General features: G+C 48.3%; 17 protein-coding genes. 11 read left to right on the top strand and 6 right to left on the bottom strand.

All coding sequences use genetic code 11. The annotated features are described in order from the left end of the window. Positions 1-2 precede the first annotated feature (2 nt). The 10 genes from AC5SV9_RS01485 to AC5SV9_RS01440 all read left to right on the top strand — a co-directional run bounded on the left by AC5SV9_RS01485 (position 3) and on the right by AC5SV9_RS01440 (position 8,457). Positions 3-341 (top strand): rhodanese-like domain-containing protein, encoded by a 339-nt coding sequence (locus AC5SV9_RS01485; protein ID WP_475153305.1) that lies wholly within the window; start codon positions 3-5, stop codon positions 339-341. Next, positions 328-855: a hypothetical protein gene (locus AC5SV9_RS01480; RefSeq protein ID WP_475153303.1), complete on the top strand. Its 528-nt coding sequence runs from the start codon at positions 328-330 to the stop codon at positions 853-855. The genes AC5SV9_RS01485 and AC5SV9_RS01480 overlap by 14 nt, the downstream gene beginning before the upstream one ends. Then, positions 855-1,229, top strand: coding sequence for a hypothetical protein (locus AC5SV9_RS01475; protein WP_475153301.1), 375 nt, complete (start codon positions 855-857; stop codon positions 1,227-1,229). Before AC5SV9_RS01480 ends, AC5SV9_RS01475 begins: the two co-directional genes overlap by 1 nt. A gap of 11 nt (positions 1,230-1,240) precedes the next feature. Next, complete coding sequence (earP, locus tag AC5SV9_RS01470; protein ID WP_475153300.1) at positions 1,241-2,410, top strand: elongation factor P maturation arginine rhamnosyltransferase EarP; 1,170 nt, start codon at positions 1,241-1,243, stop codon at positions 2,408-2,410. Between the two features lie 19 nt (positions 2,411-2,429). Next, complete coding sequence (gene efp / locus AC5SV9_RS01465; RefSeq protein WP_425542609.1) at positions 2,430-2,990, top strand: elongation factor P; 561 nt, start codon at positions 2,430-2,432, stop codon at positions 2,988-2,990. A 519-nt stretch (positions 2,991-3,509) separates the two neighbouring features. Beyond that, positions 3,510-6,041 (top strand): pectinesterase family protein, encoded by a 2,532-nt coding sequence (locus AC5SV9_RS01460; RefSeq protein WP_475153298.1) that lies wholly within the window; start codon positions 3,510-3,512, stop codon positions 6,039-6,041. 56 nt (positions 6,042-6,097) lie between these two features. After that, a complete protein-coding gene (locus AC5SV9_RS01455) occupies positions 6,098-6,658 on the top strand; it encodes a sugar O-acetyltransferase (protein WP_475153296.1) in 561 nt (186 codons plus the stop codon). Between the two features lie 34 nt (positions 6,659-6,692). Beyond that, positions 6,693-7,205: a GNAT family N-acetyltransferase gene (locus tag AC5SV9_RS01450; RefSeq protein WP_475153295.1), complete on the top strand. Its 513-nt coding sequence runs from the start codon at positions 6,693-6,695 to the stop codon at positions 7,203-7,205. Between the two features lie 106 nt (positions 7,206-7,311). Beyond that, entirely contained in the window at positions 7,312-7,626 is a 315-nt protein-coding gene (locus tag AC5SV9_RS01445) for a hypothetical protein (RefSeq protein WP_475153293.1), read from the top strand. A 12-nt stretch (positions 7,627-7,638) separates the two neighbouring features. After that, on the top strand, positions 7,639-8,457 hold the full coding sequence (locus AC5SV9_RS01440; protein ID WP_475153291.1) for a hypothetical protein: 819 nt from the start codon (positions 7,639-7,641) through the stop codon (positions 8,455-8,457). Between the two features lie 24 nt (positions 8,458-8,481). Here AC5SV9_RS01440 and AC5SV9_RS01435 read toward each other — a convergent pair whose 3' ends face one another. From AC5SV9_RS01435 to AC5SV9_RS01415, 5 genes are all read right to left on the bottom strand, one after another. Further along, the gene (locus tag AC5SV9_RS01435) at positions 8,482-9,147 is read right to left on the bottom strand and encodes an exonuclease domain-containing protein (RefSeq protein WP_475153290.1); all 666 of its coding nucleotides are present in this window, start codon (positions 9,145-9,147) and stop codon (positions 8,482-8,484) included. Then, positions 9,147-10,970: a DUF294 nucleotidyltransferase-like domain-containing protein gene (locus AC5SV9_RS01430; protein WP_475153289.1), complete on the bottom strand. Its 1,824-nt coding sequence runs from the start codon at positions 10,968-10,970 to the stop codon at positions 9,147-9,149. The genes AC5SV9_RS01435 and AC5SV9_RS01430 overlap by 1 nt, the downstream gene beginning before the upstream one ends. Positions 10,971-11,003: 33 nt before the next feature. Further along, positions 11,004-11,522, bottom strand: a complete 519-nt coding sequence (locus tag AC5SV9_RS01425) for a hypothetical protein (RefSeq protein WP_475153287.1) — start codon at positions 11,520-11,522, stop codon at positions 11,004-11,006. A 92-nt stretch (positions 11,523-11,614) separates the two neighbouring features. Further along, positions 11,615-13,384, bottom strand: coding sequence for a sodium:solute symporter family protein (locus tag AC5SV9_RS01420; RefSeq protein ID WP_475153285.1), 1,770 nt, complete (start codon positions 13,382-13,384; stop codon positions 11,615-11,617). Between the two features lie 7 nt (positions 13,385-13,391). Continuing rightward, positions 13,392-13,655: a DUF4212 domain-containing protein gene (locus AC5SV9_RS01415; protein WP_134054540.1), complete on the bottom strand. Its 264-nt coding sequence runs from the start codon at positions 13,653-13,655 to the stop codon at positions 13,392-13,394. 161 nt (positions 13,656-13,816) lie between these two features. Here AC5SV9_RS01415 and AC5SV9_RS01410 point away from each other — a divergent pair, with 161 nt between their 5' ends. After that, positions 13,817-17,362 (top strand): PAS domain-containing hybrid sensor histidine kinase/response regulator, encoded by a 3,546-nt coding sequence (locus tag AC5SV9_RS01410; protein WP_475153283.1) that lies wholly within the window; start codon positions 13,817-13,819, stop codon positions 17,360-17,362. 19 nt (positions 17,363-17,381) lie between these two features. Here AC5SV9_RS01410 and AC5SV9_RS01405 read toward each other — a convergent pair whose 3' ends face one another. Then, positions 17,382-18,059 carry a LuxR C-terminal-related transcriptional regulator gene (locus tag AC5SV9_RS01405; protein ID WP_134054544.1) on the bottom strand — a complete coding sequence of 226 codons (678 nt, stop codon included), beginning with the start codon at positions 18,057-18,059 and terminating at the stop codon, positions 17,382-17,384. Positions 18,060-18,158: the final 99 nt, after the last annotated feature.

The following is an 18,158-nucleotide window of genomic DNA, read 5'->3' as shown; positions in this document are numbered from 1 at the left end:
TGATGAAAGCCTTACTGGTTAGTGCGTTATTGTTGTTGTGTTGCTATAGCAATGCACAGAATACAACTTCAGACACGGTCTGGCTGGATGTACGCAGCCATGAAGAATTTGCCAGCGGACATTTGCCTGGCGCGATAAATATCCCCCACACAGAAATTGCTGCGGCAATTAATGAGCTGAAACTGGATAAAAGTGCACCTATAGCGCTTTACTGTAAAAGTGGCCGACGGGCGGGACTGGCGTTAGAAGTATTACAGCAGCAGGGGTACACTAATCTTACTAACAAAGGAGGCTATGAGCAGCTGAAACAACAGCTTGCCAGTGATAATGAACGCAAGTGAAGAAAAAATAGCCCTGGAACATGAAGCAGCCCGTTTATTTATGCGGTTGTACGAAAAGCGTTTCGGGATCAGTATGCGGCATATCTGGCACAACGAGCCGGCCAGGCCTGATGTGTCGTGTTACTACGATGAGCAGAAGCTGGATCTCGAAATTGCGCATTTGTATGGCAGTGAAGTAGAAGCAATGCATATTCTCGGCCGTTCGCTCACTGACAATACTCACAAGGAACTGCTGTCACTGCTGCGCACACCGCCGCAGCACCGTTTACTGACAGCGCTGAACCGTCTTATTTGCAATAAAGCAGAGAAAACCTATAACACAGAGCGTGTCTGGCTGGTGATCCGCAATGCAAACCCATTATGGACCAGGCGCGATATTCTAAGCCACTATCAGCAACTGCATATGCCGGCGCAGCACCCGTTTGAACAAATTTGGCTGATTGGTGACATGCACGGTAACAGCGGCATTCTGGCATTGTATCCGCCAGCGCTGACAGCTCTGGAGCAAGGCTGATGCTGGGGTTTTATCAGCGCTGGGCTTACCGGCTTTATCCACTCAGAGCACTTTTTTTAATTATATTTGCCACCGCCATATTTAGTTTTGGTTGGATGCTATTTGCTGCGCCAGTGGCAGCAGCAGAGCGCTGGCAGCTAAGTGTTGTGTTGCTTGCCGTTACCAGCCTGCTTTTGTGGTTGTGGGCTACGCTGTTTAGCCGGCCGTTGCCCCGCCTGGCGCAGGCGACTGGCTTTGCCGAGAAATTGAAGCTGCGGTTGCAGCATTGTATCTACTACCTGTTGTCGTTTTTGGTGACGCTGTTGCTAGTTGCTACTACCTATCTTGGTCTTCGGGTGTTAAAGGGTATAATAGCTGCCTTATTTTTCAGCTGAATCTCGCATTTATGTCTGTATCTTCATCCCGCTGGGATATTTTCTGTGCTGTTATCGATAACTTTGGTGATATTGGTATTTGCTGGCGCTTAAGCCGGCAGCTCGTCAGCGAACATGGCGTAAATGTGCGTTTGTGGGTTGATGATTTAGCCAGCTTTAAGCGCATTTGCCCACAGATCAACATCGATGAAACGCAACAGACAATAGCTGGGGTTAACATTATGCTTTGGTCAGCACATACGAGCTGGGCAGAATACAGTGTTGCTGACGTTGTTATTGAAGCACTTGCCTGCACGATCCCGTTAACATATCAGAGCAGGATGGCGGAACACGATGTTAAGCCTTTATGGCTGAACCTGGAATATCTGTCAGCTGAAGATTGGGTTGAAGGTTGTCATGGTCTGCCGTCGCCACAGCCGCATTTACCGCTTGATAAACATTTTTTCTTTCCAGGGTTTACCGCTGCGACCGGTGGTTTGTTGCAGGAAGCCGCACTGCAGCAGCATGCGGAAAATTTTACTGCTGATGAAATGGCTCAGCAGAGGTTCTGGCAGCAGCTTGGTGTTACAGATCCCGGCAATTATGCGCAGAAAATTTCACTTTTTGCCTATGACCATCCACAACTCAGTACATTAGTTAATTGCTGGCTGCAATCGGGGCAGACTATATTGTGTCTGGTGCCGGAGGGGGCATTAGCCACCCAGCTAACCGGGCTTTACCCGCAGCTTAGTATCAACCGCGAGCTGGTCATTGATGCATTGACGATAAAAATACTACCGTTTATGCCGCAAGACGATTACGACAAGTTGCTCTGGGCGTGTGATATTAACTTTGTTCGTGGCGAAGATTCTGTGATCCGGGCTCATTGGGCGGGTAAACCTTTTGTCTGGCAAATTTACCGTCAACAGCAGCAAGCCCATCTGGAAAAACTCAACGCTTTTATGTTGCGATATTGTGCACAGATGCCTGTCGATATGCGTGAAGCGGTACAGCAGTTTTGGTTACAATGGAATACCGATGGTCCGTTAGATAAAAGCTGGCAAAAATTTAGTGCAAATCTTCTGCAAATCGCCGAATATAACCGCCTTTGGCGCGCAGCGTTGACGGCAAACGGAGATCTTGCCAGCAACCTCGTGCACTTTGTTGAAAAAAAATTTATAATGCGACGCAATTTTTCCTAAACGAGAAGATATTTCAGTCATGATGAAGACAGCTCAAGAAGTGCGTGCTGGCCAGGTGATTATGGTTGGCAACGACGCAATGGTTATCCTAAAGGCAGAATTTAACAAATCTGGCCGTAACGCTGCCGTTGTAAAAATGAAAATGAAAAACCTGCTGAACGGCCAGGGCATGGAAACCGTGTACCGCGCTGACGACAAGTTCGAACAGGTAATGCTGGAAACTAAAGAAGTAACCTATTCTTACTTTGCTGATCCAATGTATGTATTTATGGATCAGGAATACAACCAGTATGAAATCGAAGCCGAGTCTATGGAAGGTGCGTTAAAGTACTTAGTAGACGGTATGGAATGTTCAGTAGTATTCTACGGCGAGCGTCCAATCTCTGTTGATTTGCCAACTATCGTAGTTCGCACGGTAACTTATACTGAACCAGCAGCGCGTGGCGATACCTCAGGTAAAGTGATGAAACCTGCGAAAATCGAAACAGGTTTTGAACTGATGGTACCTGCTTTCGTTGAAGAAGGCGACAAGATCGAAATCGATACCCGTACCGACGAGTACCGTAGCCGCGCCAAGTAATATTGGCTGCATTGAAAAAAGGCGCTGAGGCGCCTTTTTTGTTGGTTTTACCTCATTTACGTTAGTTGCGAGTAACTTCCACTTTGTTCACTGTGCGCAAGTAAGCAGCCAGAGACTTTTGATATTATTGTACTTAGTAACAACAGACCCAGGGCAATCCTAACCTAGCATTGATTATATGGATGATATCGTTTATAACCAATTGCTACCGGTGGCAGTTGACGGCGGAAATGTTGATAAGGGCAGGCAATATGCGTAGTTCAGTTAAAACCAAAGAACATTGCCGCCTGTATCGTCATCTCCGGAGCCTGTGACTAGCGCGCGTTGAGGGCCCAGAAAAATATCTTGCAAGATACTGCTAAAGTGCAGGCGGGCTATGTTGAAGTGGAAAGCCGGTGTGGCGGGTACTGCGCTGTAAAACAGATGCTATTTACACTGCTAACGATAAGGGAATCACTTGAGTGGTTCTCTTTATTTTCGCGTAAAACGTTTTTTATATCGCTATACACTGGGGAGCTCATGGTATTTCAACAGTCTTTTTTGCATAACATCATTAGCCGCACCACACTGAGCTGGCTTATAGTAAGTACACTTGGCGCACTGCTGCTAGCCTTTGCTGCCAGAGCAGAGGCACATTATTTTCCCCGCTATCAGTGTGCCGGCAATCCAAAAGCGGTGTTTTGCCAGTCATTTGAACACAATGCACAGGGCCTGAATTTTCTGGCAGCAAGAAATGCTGCGCCGGGCCTGGCCAATGGCAGTTTACTTTTGAACACTGAGCGCCAGACACTGAGTTATAAAGCGGCGCGCACCGGTGGACATCTTTTCACGATAGACCCCGGGCAGTTAAGCGGTTTTAGTACGGATGATTTTTATTATGAAGCCCTTATACGCCCTTACGCCAACAGCACAACCGATCGTGAAACGCTGTATCTAACTTTAAAAGATGCGCAGGCAGATCGTTATTTCGCCGCTGGCTTTAAAGTAGGCAGCAGTGTATTTACGTCAAAGCTTGAGCTGGCCATTTTGCCTGGTTCGCAAACACAGGCAAGCCAGGTTCAGGTGCTTTCAGATCTCGCGATGCCTTTAGTGCTGGGCGCACAGGACGATATTGATGGTCAATGGTATTTGCTGCGGGTGCAGCGCCGGGGCGACGCACTATTACTTTATCTGAACGGACAGAAAGTCGCATCTGCTGTTATTCCGGCCGGCACTGTGTTAATGCCGGCTGGGGTTTGGAGTTATAACCGTTCATTTGAACTGGACTATCTGGCTGTAGGGCAAGCCAAACCGGCCGAGCTGAATATAAACCTGCACCAGTTGGAGAATCAGCTGTTGACCGGCTATCAGTATGAACAGAGCAGTGTTATGCCCTGGCAGGTAGACTCAGGTGATGCTGCAGATATTGAAGTAATTAATCTGACACCAGAGTTATTTAACCTGCAGCTGGATGCGAAACAATTTAGCTTGCAGTATCTGCAACCTGGGCAGGGTGCAGTGTTATTACAAAGCAAACATCAGCCGCATCGCTTTAAGCAGCTCAATATACAGGTGCTGCCCGCGTTGGCGTTTCCTGCTAAAACCGATCTTAGCTATCTGTCTACGTTCTGGCCGGTGCCTGACAGCAGCGTCAGTTCTGATACGCTACTTAAGGTGAGGCTACAGCAGGACTTTAGTTTGAATGAGCACGGTGCCGTGCGGATATATCAGTTAGACAAGAATGGCTCAACAAAACAGGTAGACGAAATTAAAGCTGGCATCGAGCTGGATGCCTTTGGCAGTGACAAGGCAGATAAATATCGTTCAATCCGCCGCCCGATGATTTGGCAGGATGGTAAAACCCTGCTAATAAAACCGCACAGCGGCAAGCTCGAAGCCGGTAAAACCTATCAGGTTCAGGTATCAGCCGGCTTGCTGCAGTTTACCAGTGATACAAAAACCTTTAATGGTATCGGCCACGATGCAAGGTGGCGCTTTCGGATAAAGCCTCTTCCTGAAGCAAAACCAGAGATATGGGTGGCAAAAGATGGCAGTGGTGACTTCCTTACCATTCAAGGCGCACTGAATTTTGTCATGGATCAGGTTGGCACCAAAGTGCAGAGTGTAAAAATTGCTGCCGGTGTGTATCAGGAGCCGTTGTATCTGTATGGTGTCGAGCAGCTTAACATCGAAGGCGAAGGTGCAGATGGGACGCAAATCACGTTTACCAATTATGAATCGTTAAACAGTGGTTTAGGGCTGGGCTATGGCAAACTTGCCGGACATAGCGGTGGTGGGCGTAGCCTGTTTATGGTTGAAGATGTCGGTCTGCTGGTGCTAAAAAAGCTGAGCATTACCAATTTGCACCAACGGCGGGAAGGCGTGCGCAACCAGGCGGAAAGTCTGTATTTTAACAGTACAGGTAAACTGCTGGTAGTTAACAGCCGGTTCAGCAGTGAACAGGATACGCTGATGCTCAAAGGCACATCTTACTTTTACCGCAGTCTGATTGCCGGAAACGTGGATTTTATCTGGGGACAAAATTATCTTAGCCTGTTTGAGCAGAACGAGATCCGCTCGTTGGGTAACTCAGTAAAAGATCCAAATTCAGAATATGCCGAAGGCAGCTACATCTTGCAGGCGCGTACCGTTAGTGAGGATGCACCGGGCTTTATATTTATAAATAACCGTTTTACCAGCTACCCGGGGCCTACGGGCAACCGGATCCGGCCCGGAAGTACCTTTATAGCCCGAAGTGCCGGCCGGCCTGTCTACGTTGACAATGTACTGATGATTAATAACCAGTTTGACAATCATATTGCCGCACAGGGCTGGGCGGGGCCACTTAATCATGAACCTTTGCCAAACCCGACTCAGGCTGGTGCAACTCAGGGATGGCGGGAATATGGTTCAACCGATTTACAAGGTAACAAGCTTGATACCAGTGCGCGTAAATATGGCCGGGTACTGAAGGCGGAGGAGCTACCTTTTTCTGATGTAGCGGGTATTATGCGGCTGTATTGGCCTGATTTTAAGCCGGAACTTATGTTAGAGAAAGAGTCGAAGCATTAAGTTTCTTGATATCATGTTGTTTTGATACCGCAATCAGGCTAACAGAAGATATTGCAATGCCAACAGAAAAAGAAAAAATGCTGTCAGGCCAGTGGTATAACCCGCTGGATAAAGAGCTAAGCGCTGAGCGTCTGGCAGCGCGCAGGTTGCAGCACCAGTTCAACCAAAGCCTGCCAGATGATGAAGCACAGCGCAGGGCGCTGTTGCAGCAATGGTTACCCAACACCGGTAAGCATTTCTATGTTGAACCGCCGTTTTACTGCGATTATGGCTACAACATAAAAACGGGTAGTAAGGTGTTTTTTAACTTTAACTGCGTGGTATTGGATGTTGCGCCGGTATTCATCGGCAACAATGTGTTCTTTGGGCCGGCAGTGCAAATTTACACTGTGAATCACCCGCTAGAGGCTAAAGCGCGTAATAGCTTAATTGAGCAGGCAAAGCCAATCACAATAGCAGATGATGTTTGGATAGGTGGTGGTGCTGTACTGTTACCAGGTATCACTATAGGCAAAGGTAGTGTTATTGCTGCAGGTAGCGTAGTGACGAAAGATATACCCGCAGGTGTTGTGGCTGGTGGCAGCCCTTGCCGGGTCATTAAGCCTGTATCTGGCTAGCCATTTGATAGCGTATATAAAGTAAGTGTAAGTAATGTCGATAAATATTCGTTTGATCAATAAGGGCGATCTCAGCGCTGTGGCAGCAATTCAGGATAGCTGCTACGGCGATGAGTTATTTGAAGATGTCAGCCTTATTCAAAGACGGTTAGCGTCACAGCCTGACAGTTGTTGGTTGGCAGAAAACCATTGCAAAGAGGTGCTGGCATACCTGTTTAGTTACCCGTCACGAGATAAACAGGTTGCTGCCCTTGGTAGCGAATTTTCTCATTACACTGAGGCTGAGCTGCTGTATTTGCATGATATGGCAGTAAGCCAGAATGCCAGAGGCCTTGGCCTGGCTTCCCGTTTATTAAATTATGCTGAGCAATATGCAATAGAACTGGGGTTTAGCCGGTTGGCGTTGGTCGCCGTGCAGGGTTCGGTGCCATATTGGCAAAAGCGGGGTTTTGTTGTCGTTAACCTCAGCTCCCCTGAAGCGACAAGGGCATTAGCTAGCTATAGCGGCCAGCACGCAATGTATATGCAGAAATCTCTAACCAGGTAATGCCGCCCTTGTAATGTAAATTAATTGAAAATAGAGTTTGTATGTGTTGTTTTCCTGAGTGCCATATCATTATACTCAGTGAAAATTAGGTGCAGGGAGTATTACGATGAAATGGTTTTTGGTGACGGTAGCAGCTATGACATTTTCAACTCAGGCTGCTGCATGTGGTTTCCGGCTGGATGATGGTAAGTTACTACGCTGTGGCATGAAACGTATTGATGTCGTTGCTCTGGCGGGAGAGCCTGTTTCAAAAGATATAGATACGTTAGGTGTTGATACTGGTGAGCCGGTCAAAGGTGAAACGATAGAAACCTGGTCTTATCGTCTGCAAGGCGATATAGGTGGTGAATATCTGGTGTCTCTTACGCTCAAAGCGGGCAAAGTGGTTGCAATTAGTAGCAAGCAGCTTGAGCGGATCTAGCAGATATTGGCTATGTTAATCTATTTAAAAAGCGGGCTAAGCGTCGCCTTTGGCTTTATATGTTTTACTATGACGTCTTGCGGCGGCGGTTCGTCAGACAGACAATCGGATATCATCACTGCGCCTGTGGTTACTTTACCTACCGCAGAGTCTCAGTTGGCGATCCCGGATAACCGTTACGCTGACAGTTACAACGTGCTGCTACTTGGTAACAGTCATGTCAGAGCGAACAACTTGTCTGGGATGTTGAAAATGTTACTGGAGACGGGCAGCAATAAAGCCGTGAGGGTGCAGGTGGCGCCTGGTGGCAGTTATCTTGACGAGCGTTTGAGTGATAGCACGACTGTTAACACAATACAGTCTGTAAGTTGGAATTACATTATTCTGCAAGGGCAGAAGTACTCAACCTCAGGGCAATACTCTTACCCGACAGAAGCAACTGAATACTGGGCCGCTCTTAGTAAAACCTATCATGCGACACCGATTTTGTTTCCTGAACATCCAAGACAGGGGAATGCTGGCGAAGGAAGCCGGGTATATGCACTGCATCTTGGTATCGCAGAGCTCGAGCCGGCTTGTGTCGCGCCGCTAGGGCCCGCCTGGGCCAATGCTCATGCAGCGTTGCCTCAGGTCGCTTTTTATTCTGATGGCAACCATGCTTCCCTTGCCGGAACATTACTGACAGCGTTGCTGTTTTACCAGATTATCAGTGGTGAAAACGCCGACGAGTTACCGTATTTGCCACAACTTGCTTTATCTGAATCACTGCAGTCTGAGTTGGGGCAGCTGGCATCGGCGACGTTACAGCAATATGGCGCTTGTGAGTATTAAGTTGTTACTTGGGTAAGGTATGACTTAGCGTGACAGCAAATACAAATCACTTAACGTCATTTTGTTGCCGCCAAGTTTCAATTGACTTAACAATAGTAATGCACAGCTGTACGCATCTTCTAACGCATGGTGATTCGTCATTTCCGGTAAATTATGCCGTTTAAGGCAGCTGGGTAATTTCAGCGCATCATGCTTAACAACTTTTCCTTGGCGCAACAACCGCTGCCATTCCATTTTCATGGTATCAATAAATTTAAAACGCGGTGCTTTTCCGAAACAGCGCTCGCAGGCGATACGAAGAAATTGCTCGTCTAACTGACTATGATGGGCGACAAATACAAAACCGGCATAGTCGGTCAGTAACTCCGTCAGTACCTGAGATAACTCTTTGCCATTTACCAGCTGATGATCATGCAAACCGTGATATACCGCACTTTGTCCGACACTAACCGGGCTGCAAATCAAATAATGTCTGGCTTCTGCCAACACTATTTCCTGAGCTTTTATCGGCACCCAGCCAATGCTGACAATATGATCTTTACGCGGATTAAGGCCGGTAAGCTCCAAATCCAGCGCTAAAAAGTCTGTCTGCTGTACCGGGGTAGAGGAAGCGGGGAAAGCTGTTCTGCTAAAACGGGTAACAATTTCGCTTAACGCCGTACGTTTACGCAATAACCAGTTGAAAATCATTACATATCCCGGCAGAAACGATGCTTGAGACGGCTTTGCGCTTCATTAATAACGGCAAAGCCATCTTTTAACTGGTGCCGCGCCAGGCCGGAAACATCCATAGGGTCGAGCAGATTTGTCACATCATGGCCTTGCTGCAGATCCTGCAAATGTTTTTCCCAACGCAACTGAGCTAACAGATCAAATGCATCGATAATATTCTGACTGTCTTTGCTGTCAATGACACCTTGTGATGCCAGCTGCTGTAAACGCCTGCGGGTATTCACATCATTAATGCCTGCAGATAGTGCATATACTCTGGCAAGATCGGTCAGTAAACTGATGCCACGTTTCTTCAAATCAAGACCTTTCTTATGTTTACCGTCCTGTTCCAGAATAAAATTCTTGAGTAACCCCAGTGGGGCCGTGCGTTGCAGTGCAGCCTGTGCCAGATGATACAAAAATAGAGGTGCTTCTGATGTGCGTTGCAGGATATCCTGTTGCAGGGCATTGAAAAGCCCTTTGCTGCCGTCAATAACTCTGAGGTCAAAAAATATACTGGCTTTGAGCAACGCTTCCGGTGTTGGTGTCGCAATCCAACGGGCAAACCGGCCGGACCAGCCTTTCAAACTCAGCCGTAACTCAGGGTTGGTTGCCATAATATTGCCCGGACACAGCGGGATACCGCAGCGGGCTAAACCCTGGCAGACAAAATCTGCCAATGCACAGAAGTAATCTGCCACTGCGCCGCTTGGCTCTTTCTCCAGCAGCAAAGCATTGTCCTGATCAGCGTTTAAGCTTTGATCCATTCTGGCCTGGGATCCAAACGCCAGCCAGCTGAATACACATGGGGCTTCGCCCAGTTGCTGTTGCGCCAGATAGATAAGACGTTGAGTAAGCGCATCGGTAATAGTGGTAATGACATGGCCGGCTTCATGTGCCGGTACCTGTTGCTTATGCAACGTGATGGCTAAGGCCGGCAGTTGCTGACTGCAGCGCTCCAGGCCGTCAATTGATGGTTGGCGGTGTATTTCGCCAATCAGATACACTGGGTGGTCTTGCTGGCTGCGCATAACATCCGTGGCGCTTAGCATGCCATAACAAACGCCCTTTTCCATTACCGGCAGGTGATGGATGTTGTGCTGGCTCATTTGTTGTACGGCTTCATATAAAAACGCATGGCGATCAATAACATGGGGTTGACGTGTCATTACCTGGCTTACTTGCGTGCTGGCTGGCAGCGCATGAGCAAGTACACGGTGTCGTAAATCTCTGTCAGTGACAATGCCAACCAGCTTATCCTGCTCTTCTACCAGCAAAGACGACACCCGGCTGTCTGACATCTGCCTGGCGGCATCCTGTACAGTTTGTTCTGGCCGGATGGTAACTTTATGCTGTTGTACTATATCGCTAATTTTTAACGTGAAACGACCTTGCTGGCGCTCCTGATACTGGTGCAAACGGCGGCTGAATAAACGCTGGAAGAAAATATCAATATTTTTATATTGATAGCGGCAGCGGTGAAAAGCGTCGGCGTCAAGGTAATACAGCAAAGCATCCTCATCACAAACCAGGGTGTCATTGTCAGCCAGGCCCGTTAATAACTGCTGGTAACCATAAAAATCGCCTGGCTGTAATTTGGTCAGGAGCTGTTGCTGATCGCTATAAAGCGAGAAAATACCGGTACGGATAATCATCAGCCGTTCTGGCTGCACCGATACTTTTTCCCGGGACTGGCAGTAACATACTTTGATATGAGCAGACAGCTGTGTCAGCTCCATGCTGTTAAGCTGGTTAAACGGCGTGGTCTGCGCAAGAAATTGAGTAACGTCAGCGACTTCCATCTTAGCTCCGGGTAAGCCGAACAGGTTTAGGTGTTAACTGGCACACACTGCGCTTATCAGGGCGTCATCTTTATTAAGCATCTGCCATTGTTCACTTAGCTTGGCACCAGCCTCCGGGATCTGTAGCTGTTCGCTAAAGTCGGCCCGGGCAAATTGACCGCAGTGCAGTACGACAGGAACACGTCTGGCGGTGGCTCTGCGTTCAAAGAAATACAAATCGACAAGTTTTAGATCTGTGTTTTGTTTATTGACCGATGCATTGGCAACATCTGCAGCAATAAACCTTAATGTTTGCGGATATAAATAACTCCAGGGACGCCATACGGCCTGTTGTTCTACCGTCTTCACTACCACCACACCAGAAGGCAGCCGAGAAGCCTGATACGGGTACCAGCTATATTCACTATGTACCTGAAATGCCAGCATCGCAGCACCGGCAAATACCGGGATGATCCAGCGTGGAGCATGTTGCCGGCTGACTTTACGTAACAGCAGGGCGATGCCAGCGGCACCCAGTCCGGCGAATACCGTCGCTACAAATTCCCAAAACATAATGTCTTCCTGAAAAGGACGGGCTTTCACCAGGAAAGCCCGTTTTGTTGTTGTCATATTGCTTTGTATATAAAGCAATTTATCTCAGGTTACTAGTGGCCTGTTGCAGCGCCAGCACCTTTAGGATAACGCACACTCTCAACCAGATTCTGGATATGAGCAGGAGGGGCTTCAGTGGCAGATGATACCGCGAAGGCAACAATAAAGTTAATTACTGCACCTATAGCACCAAATGACAGAGGCGAAATACCAAATAGCCAGTTTGCCTGTACGTTTTCAAAGGTATTGGTACCTGGAATAAAGAACCAGCCCAGGAACAGGAAGATATAAATAACAGTCGACAATAAACCTGCCAGCATACCGGCAATGGCGCCTTTGTTATTTACCCGTTTTGAGAAGATCCCCATCATCAGCGCCGGGAAAATTGACGCTGCGGCGATACCAAACGCCAGTGCTACTACCTGGGCAGCAAACCCGGGTGGGTTCATCCCCAGCCAGGTTGCTACGACTATCGCAACTGCCATAGATATACGGGCAGCGAGCAGTTCGCCTTTTTCACTGATATCTGGATTAATTGACCCTTTGATAAGGTCATGGCTCACCGCAGAAGATATCGCCAGCAATAAACCTGCTGCAGTCGATAACGCTGCTGCTAAACCACCTGCTGCAATCAAACCGATAACCCAAGCTGGCAAATTAGCTATTTCAGGGTTAGCCAGTACCAGAATATCGTTGTTTACTGTCAGCTCATTGCCATTCCAGCCACGCTCTTGGGCAACTTGTTTGAAGCTATCTGATTTGTCGTTATACAGCTGAATCCGACCATCATTGTTTTTATCTTCAAACTTAATTAAGCCGGTTTGTTCCCAGTTTTTAATCCAATCCGGACGTTGCGCATACTCAATGGCATTGGCCGTTTCACCAGCAGGATAAATAGTGGTTAACAGGTTTAACCGTGCCATAGATGCAACGGCGGGTGCAGTTAAATACAGCAGCGCAATAAAGACCAGTGCCCAGCCGGCAGACCAGCGAGCGTCTGATACCTTAGGTACGGTAAAGAAGCGGATAATAACGTGTGGCAGACCCGCAGTACCAATCATCAATGACAGGGTGAATAACACCATGTTAAGTTTATTGGATACATCAGCGGTGTAATCAACAAAGCCCAGATCACGGACAATCATATCCAGTTTTTGTAATAACGGCATGCCGGATTCTACGTGGTCTGAGAACAGCCCCAGTGGTGGCAGGAAGTTACCGGTTAACTGAAGTGAAATGAACACGGCTGGGATGGTATATGCGATGATCAGTACCACGTATTGTGCGACCTGAGTATAGGTAATACCTTTCATACCGCCCATTACCGCGTACAGGAATACCACCACGCCTGCGATGATAAGCCCGGTATCACTTTCAACTTCCAGGAAGCGTGAGAACGCCACACCAGCACCCGTCATCTGGCCAATTACATAAGTAACAGAGGCGATGATAAGGCAGGCAACGGCAACAAAGCGCGCATTTTTGCTGTAAAAACGGTCTCCGATAAACTCTGGTACAGTAAATTTACCAAATTTGCGCAGGTACGGCGCCAGTAGCATTGCAAGTAACACGTAGCCACCGGTCCAGCCCATCAGGTAAGTTGAGTTAGCATAACCACCGGCGGCAATTAAACCCGCCATCGAAATAAAAGACGCAGCAGACATCCAGTCAGCCGCGGTAGCCATACCGTTCATTACCGGGTTTACACCACCACCGGCAACATAAAACTCTTTGGTTGACCCGGCGCGCGCCCAGATTGCAATAGCAATGTAGAGTGCGAACGAGCCGCCAACGAAGATAAGATTAATTGCAAATTGACTCATGACGGGCTTACTCCTCGTGCAGGTCAAATTCTTTATCGAGTTTGTTCATTCTCCAGGCATAGAAGAAGATTAACGCGATAAAGGTTAAAATGGACCCCTGTTGAGCGAACCAGAAGCCAAGGTCTGTGCCGCCTACACTGATCCCCGACAGCAGAGGACGTAGTAAAATACCCCCACCATAAGATACCAGTGCCCAAACGATGAGGCTGCCAACGATCAGGCGAAGATTCGCTGACCAGTAAGCCGCCGCGTTGCGATCGTGCTCTGTCATAATTACACTCCTTTCCTTTGTTATTTTTATCTCGCAAAGTTAATCTAGCAGTAGTTAACACAAGTGAAAGCCCGACTTTAGTCGAAGCTGGTGGCAGGATAATTGACTTGCGCTTAGCCTTAGGCCAAAAGTAAGCCAGATAATAACAACGGGAGAGCGCAGTGGCCGCTTGGGTAGTTGCCTTATTGGCATTGTTGTACGTCGGTGGTTTGTTTCTTATTGCCAACTGGGGTGAAAGGCACGCCGATGACAAACTAATACGAAAGTATGGGGGGCTGATCTACAGCCTGGCACTGGCAGTTTACTGCACATCCTGGACGTATTACGGTGCGGTTGGTACTGCAGTGACTCAGGGCTGGGACTACATACCTATCTATCTCGGCCCTGCATTACTGTTTATCTTTGCCCAGCCATTTTTATTCAAATTGCTGTATGTCGCTAAAAAGCAAAATGTGACTTCGGTAGCCGATTTTATTTCGTCGCGTTATGGCAAACGCAAAAACATTGCGTTACTGGCTTCCTTAGTATGCCTGGTCGTGGTAGTGCCTTATATAGCTTTACAATTAAAAGCGGTATCCAGTTCTTATCAAGTGTTGTTAGGGGGGGATTTCAGTGATGAAACATCGAACTGGTGGCAAGACAGCGCCTTTTTAAGTGCCGTGGCAATGGCATTCTTTGCAATTTTGTTCGGTACGCGCAAGCTGCATCTTACTGAGCAAAGCCGTGGTGTGATGGTTGCTATTGCGTTTGAGTCGGTAGTTAAACTCTTCGCGCTAATGACACTTGGCCTGGCGGTCTACGTGTTTGTGCTGGGTGAAAGCTCAGACGTTTTACAGCGTTTTGCCCAGCATGCCATGGCTCAGCAGCAGAACAGTGATTTTGGCGTACTGGAGTTTATTACCAAAACCGTATTGGCAATGGTTGCTGTATTTCTGCTGCCGCGCCAATTCCATGTTGCCTTTGTCGAGAATGTCTCGCACCATCATTTGCGCCATGCAAGGCGTTGGTTTTCACTATATTTATTTCTGGTCACGGTAGTGGTGATCCCCATAGCCATTGGCGGCATGCAGCTGTTTCCGCAAGCGCTTAACTCTGCCGATAGCTTTGTCCTGCTTATCCCCGCCCAGTCGGGTTGGAATACGTTAAGTGTACTGGTGTTTATTGGTGGCTTCTCTGCCGCAACGTCCATGATTATTATTGCCACTTTGGCACTGTCGACAATGATCAGTAATGACGTGGTGATGCCAAGCTTGCTGCGAAGCAGCAAACGTCAGGGGCTGCCACACGACTACAGCCTGCTTATTTTACTGGTGCGCCGCAGCATGGTCATTCTGGTTATGGCGCTGTCTTATTTGTACTACCGCGGTTTTGCCCGCAACTATGAGCTGGCAGAAACCGGTCTGCTGGCGTTTGCGCTGATTATTCAGCTGGCACCTGCGGTGGTTGGTGGCTTGTACTGGCGCCGTGGCAATGCCTGGGGCGTCTATCTTGGCATCAGCACTGGCTTTGTACTGTGGTTTTACACGCTAATGTTGCCGCAACTTGTCAGTACCGGCGCAATTAACAGCGATATTATGCAAACCGGGTTGTTTGGCTGGCAGGTTTTGGTACCAACGGCGTTATTCGGTGCAGAACTCGATAGCTTAAGCCATGGCGTGATTTTTTCGTTAGGTTTTAATCTGCTGTTCTACATTTTTGGCTCTTTGCTGACACAAGTCAGCCTGCAGGACCGCCTGCAGGCCGTTGCTTTTGTTAAGCCTAATTTACCTGTCAATCATCAGGACACGCCGGCACGGCGTATTCGTATCCGCAATACCGATTTGAAAATACTGCTAGAGCGCTTTGTCGGCGCAAACCGCGCCAGCGAATGTTTACAGGAGTATGGTAAACGGCAGCAAGTAGGTTTGCAGCTGGATGATTTACCCAGCATTGGTTTGGTTGAACATGTAGAGCGTGAGTTGGCTGGCGTGATTGGCGCTTCATCTGCTTCGGCCATGGTCAATGCGGTGCTGGAAGGGCGTCAGCTTGGCTTCGAAGATGTCGTAACGCTGTTTGATGACACAACTCAGGCCATTCAGTTCTCGCGTAAAATTCTGTTTTCTACGCTTGAGCACTTAAGCCAGGGCGTCAGTGTAGTCGACAGAGAATTAAAACTGGTCGCCTGGAACCGTGCCTACCTGGAGATGTTTGACTACCCGGAAGCCATGGTGCGGGTAGGGCGGCCAATAGCTGATATTGTCCGCTTCAACGCTGAGCGTGGTTTATGCGGGCCTGGCAGCGCGGATGAGCATGTCGAAAAGCGTATCGGCCATATGCAAAATGGTACTGCTCATGTATTTCAACGGGTAAGGCCTGATGGCAAGGTTATTGAAATGCGTGGCAACCCTATTCCGGGCGGTGGCTTTGTTACCAGTTTTACTGATATTTCAGACCATGTCAGAGCTGTGCAGGGGTTAGCAGAAGCTAAACAACATTTGGAAGACAGGGTGCAAGAGCGAACCCAAACCATTTCGGAGATAAACCATGAATTGTTATCTGAGGTAAAAAGGCGCCGTGAAACAGAGCAGCAACTGCTACAGGCCAAAGCCGAAGCCGAAGTGGCCAATGCGTCGAAAACCCGATTTCTGGCGCTTGCCAGCCATGACATTTTGCAACCACTCAATGCAGCAAGGCTCTTCACAGCTGCATTGGCCGGCAGTAAAGATACCCAGCAGCAACAGCATATTATTGGCCAATTGGACAATTCATTAAAAGCGTCAGAAGAGCTTATCTCTACCTTACTGGAAATCGCCAAACTCGACGATGGCAAGCTGTCACCTGATGTTCAGACCGTGTCGCTAAAAGTGTTGTTGTCTCAGTTAGCTGATGAGTTTGATTTGCTGGCAAAGCAGAAGGGGTTGCGTTTGGTGGTGCGTGAAGCTGATTATCAGGTGCAAACTGACCCGACATATTTGCGGCGCATACTGCAGAATATGTTGTCCAACGCCATTAAATACACCAAACAGGGACGCATTTTGCTCGGTGCACGTAAACGGGGCGGTCAACTGCTTATCCAGGTTTGGGATAGCGGCCCCGGTATTGCTGAGCCTGACTTGCAGCGTATATTTGAAGACTTTTATCGTATTGACGCTACTGCAAAAGGCCAGCAAGGCGTAGGGCTTGGTTTGGGTGTGGTTAACCGGATGGCAAAATTGCTGGGGCATCAGCTGAAGGTTGCGTCCTGGCCTGGTAAGGGCAGCCTGTTCAGTATTGAACTGCCGCTGGTTGCGCGGCCGTTACGGCAGGAGCTGCCGTTACCCAGTGGTGTTGTGCAACGGCCGGTATTTGGGCTTTCAGTAGTTTGTGTTGATGATGATGCGGCGAATTTATCGGCGCTATCGGTATTATTGCAGCAATGGCAAATAGACGATGTTACGTGTTTCTACGATGAAGAAAGCCTGTTGGAGTACGCTGCTAACCACAGCGCACCGGATGCGCTGCTGATCGATTACCAACTGGGGCAGCATCTTAATGGCTTGCAGCTATATGAAAAAATAAAACTCAAATGGGGCAGCGTCAATGGCATTCTGGTTTCAGCCTCACCAGAGGCTGGCTTGGCAATGAAAGCCAAACAGTATGGGTTAATGTTTCTGGCTAAACCAATAAAGCCTGCAGCGCTAAGAGCGAGCCTGAATCATTTAAAAATGCTCAAACGCTCTGCCGGATAATGTTGTCAATATAGTATTGTCAATGTTGCGCCATGGCTTTATTGACCGGCGGCTCCAGCGTCAGCCTTTGGGCCTGGATGACTACCTGAGTCCGGTTCGTAACGCCCAGTTTACGAAAAATTGCCGTGATGTGTGCTTTAACCGTGGCCTCGGAAATGTGCAGATCATAGGCAATTTGCTTGTTTAACCAGCCTTCAGTCAGATAGTACAGCACCTTATATTGCTGATGTGTCAGTTGTGCCACTTTGGCGGCCAGATCTAAATCTTCTTCTGACTCTGAACTATGCTGTTCCAGCACCAGTTTTTTCAGCGCCGCCGGCACCCATAATTCGCCTTCCATCACCGAATTCAGCGCTGCACTGATATCGGCGGGGTTGGCGGATTTTGGTACATAGGCCGAGGCTCCAAATGCCATGACCCGACGGATCACATCCAGTTCTTCGCTGGCCGAAATGACCACTATTGGCAGAGTAGGAAAGCTTTTACGCAACTGAATAAGCCCGAGAAAACCGCAGTTACCAGGCATATGCAGATCTAGCAACAACAGATCAGTATCCGGATGTTCCTCCAGCGCCGTACAGGTGCTGTCGAAACTGTCTGTTTCAATCGTGGCTTTAGTGGCAAAAGTGCTGCTGATGGCATTTATCAGCGCATTGCGAAACAACGGGTGGTCGTCTGCGACGATCAGTTTTGCCATCTTAATCTCCGGCGAGGTAGTGTTGTAATTATTATAATAAAGGCCGCTTGTGCGGCCTTTATACTGCTGTCAGGAGAGGTGTGTCAAGTTAACATGAAC

The organism is Rheinheimera sp. ATLC3 (assembly GCF_059429535.1).
This window is presented reverse-complemented; position numbering and strand designations above follow the sequence as displayed.

Excerpts from the sequence above, each read along its gene's own strand:
- AC5SV9_RS01485 (WP_475153305.1), top strand. The coding sequence starts at position 3 with ATGAAAGCCTTACTGGTTAGTGCGTTATTGTTGTTGTGTTGCTATAGC.
- AC5SV9_RS01480 (WP_475153303.1), top strand. The coding sequence starts at position 328 with ATGAACGCAAGTGAAGAAAAAATAGCCCTGGAACATGAAGCAGCCCGT.
- AC5SV9_RS01475 (WP_475153301.1), top strand. The coding sequence starts at position 855 with ATGCTGGGGTTTTATCAGCGCTGGGCTTACCGGCTTTATCCACTCAGA.
- earP (WP_475153300.1), top strand. The coding sequence starts at position 1,241 with ATGTCTGTATCTTCATCCCGCTGGGATATTTTCTGTGCTGTTATCGAT.
- efp (WP_425542609.1), top strand. The coding sequence starts at position 2,430 with ATGATGAAGACAGCTCAAGAAGTGCGTGCTGGCCAGGTGATTATGGTT.
- AC5SV9_RS01460 (WP_475153298.1), top strand. The coding sequence starts at position 3,510 with ATGGTATTTCAACAGTCTTTTTTGCATAACATCATTAGCCGCACCACA.
- AC5SV9_RS01455 (WP_475153296.1), top strand. The coding sequence starts at position 6,098 with ATGCCAACAGAAAAAGAAAAAATGCTGTCAGGCCAGTGGTATAACCCG.
- AC5SV9_RS01450 (WP_475153295.1), top strand. The coding sequence starts at position 6,693 with ATGTCGATAAATATTCGTTTGATCAATAAGGGCGATCTCAGCGCTGTG.
- AC5SV9_RS01445 (WP_475153293.1), top strand. The coding sequence starts at position 7,312 with ATGAAATGGTTTTTGGTGACGGTAGCAGCTATGACATTTTCAACTCAG.
- AC5SV9_RS01440 (WP_475153291.1), top strand. The coding sequence starts at position 7,639 with ATGTTAATCTATTTAAAAAGCGGGCTAAGCGTCGCCTTTGGCTTTATA.
- AC5SV9_RS01435 (WP_475153290.1), bottom strand. The coding sequence starts at position 9,147 with ATGATTTTCAACTGGTTATTGCGTAAACGTACGGCGTTAAGCGAAATT.
- AC5SV9_RS01430 (WP_475153289.1), bottom strand. The coding sequence starts at position 10,970 with ATGGAAGTCGCTGACGTTACTCAATTTCTTGCGCAGACCACGCCGTTT.
- AC5SV9_RS01425 (WP_475153287.1), bottom strand. The coding sequence starts at position 11,522 with ATGTTTTGGGAATTTGTAGCGACGGTATTCGCCGGACTGGGTGCCGCT.
- AC5SV9_RS01420 (WP_475153285.1), bottom strand. The coding sequence starts at position 13,384 with ATGAGTCAATTTGCAATTAATCTTATCTTCGTTGGCGGCTCGTTCGCA.
- AC5SV9_RS01415 (WP_134054540.1), bottom strand. The coding sequence starts at position 13,655 with ATGACAGAGCACGATCGCAACGCGGCGGCTTACTGGTCAGCGAATCTT.
- AC5SV9_RS01405 (WP_134054544.1), bottom strand. The coding sequence starts at position 18,059 with ATGGCAAAACTGATCGTCGCAGACGACCACCCGTTGTTTCGCAATGCG.